Here is a 3,310-nt window from a genome sequence, read left to right on the forward strand (position 1 = left end):
CAAAGGATGCAGTGGAGGCAGGCAGGGTAGTAGACACTGCAATAACACGAGCGAAAAACATTACTCCGTCGCGAAGAATGGGCTTGGCGATGGAGGACTTAGGAGATACTGGGAAGGTTCGTATGCCTGTTGAGAATACCCATGCGGTGGAGAGCAAGCTAAGAGATGTGCTGAGTAGCATTGATGGAATTAATCTTAGGAGCTCTAGTTCTAAGGGGATGGCAAAAGGTCTTGAACATAAGGGTTACAGGCCACATCCTGATGAAAGAAAAATTACGAAAGAAGAGTGGAAAGTTCTAGACCAACAAAGACGTATAGAAATGAATTACCAAAAACCGGTTGTTTATGAAAAAGATTACGATGTGGTTAAATCTAAACCTGATTACTATACACCTGAAGGTGAAATCATATGGCCACCGAACAGAGGTTTATTAGGAGAACCAGAAACAATTACGTTAGAACCTGGTACAATTATTGATAGATTTGGTTATGAAGGCGGAACATTTGTATCACCATATGGTGTGCCGTATGAAATGCGTGCTCTAGCTCCAGAAACTTATTTAAAACCTTATAGTGTTTACGTAGTTACAAAGCCAGTTGAAGTACAGGCAGGAAGAATTGCACCATGGTTTGATGAAACAGGTCTTGGTATTCAGTATGAATTCAGCGAATCTGTAAAAAAATTAATAGGGCATAAGGTGCTCAGAAAGGTCGTAAAGTATGAATAAAGTTGAATTAAATCAATTGTTAATTAACTCAAATATCCCAAAAGATTTATATAGCTTAGAAGGCGGATTTCCTAATGAAGCATTGTGCCTAAACAATGAAGATGGCAAGTGGGAAGTGTATTATAGCGAACGTGGTGTTAAATCGCAATTAGAAAAATTCAATTCTGAAGAAGAGGCATGTAATTATTTTTACAAAGAAATTTTGGAGATGTTAAATTAACAATACAGATAATTATTATTTTTGGGTTCAAATTGGGGCGTTAGTTGTCATTGTAGGGACGACCCTCATCTGTCCTCCGGCAGGTATTGCCTTAGGGGGTGCCTATGGTGCGATGGAATTGAGTTCAGCTGTTTCCGGCAAGGATTGGGTATCAGGCCGGGAGCTTGGGACAGGGGAACGCTGGTTTCGTGGACTATTAGCTCCATTGGATATTGTTCCTGGTGTCAATGGGTTAACGAAATTCTCAAGCACGGTCCGTCTCGCCCATCTAGGGGAGAGTATCGGAACGGTCGGATTGCGGACAGGAGTTAAAGAGAGTATCCATCAAGGAATGAATCATATCGACAACATGGTAAAAACCGCTGGCCAGCAATCGGTGACACGTTTGAAGAATGCCTCATCGGTAATAATAGATACTACCAATGTGATGAAAAATAAAATCGCAAAAGATACAGTGGAAGCAGGAAGATTAGTAGACTCTGCTATAACACAAGCGAAAAACATTAACCCGTCGCGGCGGATGGGCTTGTCGATTGACGATGCTGGCGATGTTGGAAAGGTTCGAATCCCTGTTGAGAATACCCATGCGGTGGAAAATAAGCTCAAAGATGTGTTGAGTAGGATTGATGGAGTTAATCTTGGGAGTGGTAATTCAACGGGTACGGTTGATGTTGTAAAGGGATCTAGTAGCGACAGATTACAAGAGAAATTTTCGGTTTTAATGAGCCTAGAGGATGCCAAACGATATGACCAATACTGGAGTAAATTGGAGGTTGGGATGAATAGCGAGGCAAGGGTTGCTACTGGTAAATTAAGCTCAGATAGCTTTGTTAATAAGATCCTTCCTAATAAACTAAAAGAACATAATATAAGTTTTGATGAATTTACAGAATTAAAATTAAAACCTGACTACCTGCTAAATGATAATGAAAGGAAGATTATGCAAGATATTCGTGATTCTGTCCCGCGTCCGGGTAAAAATACAACCTTAATTAAGAACTTACCTGAAAAAGATATTCAGAAATATCTGGATGGAGATTATACCTCTATTAAAGGATTTGTTGCAAAGGCTGTTGATAGTTCACATATTCATGAATATTCTCATGTACGAGAGTCAATGAGATTAGATTATTCCTATTATGATAATTATGCAGATGTGGTGGTTAAACCGTATCCTGAGGATGGGTATAGATATGGCTATATTGAATTTAAAACAAAGAACCCAGATATGCTCTCCCCAGAAAATTTAGAGATCCCATATGGTCATACGATGAATAAACCATATAGTGGATGGGAAAGTAATGAGTGGCCATGGACAGGAAATGGCTTTACATCGTCCAGAAATGATGAAGTTATTCCTGAGTGGACATTAAATAAGTTTATTGATTTAAGAGAAGGAGCAAAATTACACAAAGTAGTGGATGGCAAAGATGAAGTTATTGCCATCTTTGACGGAAAAATGTTTAAATTGCTTCATTAAAAAAGAGGTGAATGTAATGGTAAAGTCAGGAATATATGGTAAGTACAGAGGAACTGAGTATGAAATAACTGTGGATATGGACAATAATATTAAGATTATAACTGAAGAAAAAGGAAAAATTGATAGTACATTTGAAGATCTTTATAATAACGGTGTTTATACAAAGATAGTAAATCCTAGCGAATTAATCGATTGTGTAAGTATCGTTCTTTATGGAATGGTCCAAGGAGAGAAAGTTCAAATTTTAAAGGAAAAAGAAAATGAATACCAAGTGGCCACAGGCTCTCTACTTATAGGAAATGATTTAAATCTACCAAGAGTAGATCGTGATACTTGGCTTGGATGGGTTCCTAAAAGTAAGGTAAAACTCATGGAAGAAAAAACAGTTATTAATCCAGAGGATTTATAATTTTGTGGTGTGGGATTTAAAGTCAAATGAGCTTTGAATCCTTTTTTTTATAAATCCAAAAAGATAAATTGAGGATTATAAAAGTTTTTAAAACACAATTAGAAAGTGTGGAGGTATGGTGGATAGACAAGTTGCTGTTTATGATAATAAGAAATATAAGGCCTTTGCAGCAAGGGAGAACACGATTCGAAGAGAAGTTACTATAGAGGAGTGTTTTAAAATAGAAACCGAGCTTTTTGAATAAGGGGGGCTGGATCGATGAATATGAAGTGAACATGAGTTTTATAAAAGTATTAAATATATTGGCACGAATGAATGATCGAAAAAGTAGTTGAATTTAATACCATTATTACAAGAAGCTATGTTTTTCCTGATAGTTAGGGAGAAGTAAGATAGATGAAGTCAGGATTCAAAGTTAAATCAGCTTTGAATCTATTTTTATAATTTCTATTATCTTTACAATATAGATTGCC

The 3,310-nt window shown here is 37.0% G+C and carries 5 protein-coding genes; all 5 read left to right on the plus strand.

The annotated features are described in order from the left end of the window. Positions 1-728: TNT domain-containing protein (locus tag TY15_RS23365; RefSeq protein WP_148336007.1), on the plus strand; the 728-nt coding region annotated here is incomplete at its 5' end. After that, positions 721-948, plus strand: coding sequence for a hypothetical protein (locus TY15_RS22685; RefSeq protein ID WP_040205542.1), 228 nt, complete (start codon positions 721-723; stop codon positions 946-948). The genes TY15_RS23365 and TY15_RS22685, both read left to right, overlap by 8 nt. A gap of 112 nt (positions 949-1,060) precedes the next feature. After that, on the plus strand, positions 1,061-2,428 hold the full coding sequence (locus TY15_RS23370; protein WP_052353878.1) for a hypothetical protein: 1,368 nt from the start codon (positions 1,061-1,063) through the stop codon (positions 2,426-2,428). A 16-nt stretch (positions 2,429-2,444) separates the two neighbouring features. Beyond that, complete coding sequence (locus TY15_RS22695; RefSeq protein ID WP_040205541.1) at positions 2,445-2,837, plus strand: hypothetical protein; 393 nt, start codon at positions 2,445-2,447, stop codon at positions 2,835-2,837. Between the two features lie 118 nt (positions 2,838-2,955). Beyond that, the gene (locus tag TY15_RS25230) at positions 2,956-3,081 is read left to right on the plus strand and encodes a hypothetical protein (RefSeq protein WP_257000234.1); all 126 of its coding nucleotides are present in this window, start codon (positions 2,956-2,958) and stop codon (positions 3,079-3,081) included. Positions 3,082-3,310 lie beyond the last annotated feature (229 nt).

This window comes from Neobacillus jeddahensis, from assembly GCF_000612625.1.
GTDB classification, from domain to species: domain Bacteria; phylum Bacillota; class Bacilli; order Bacillales; family Cytobacillaceae; genus Neobacillus; species Neobacillus jeddahensis.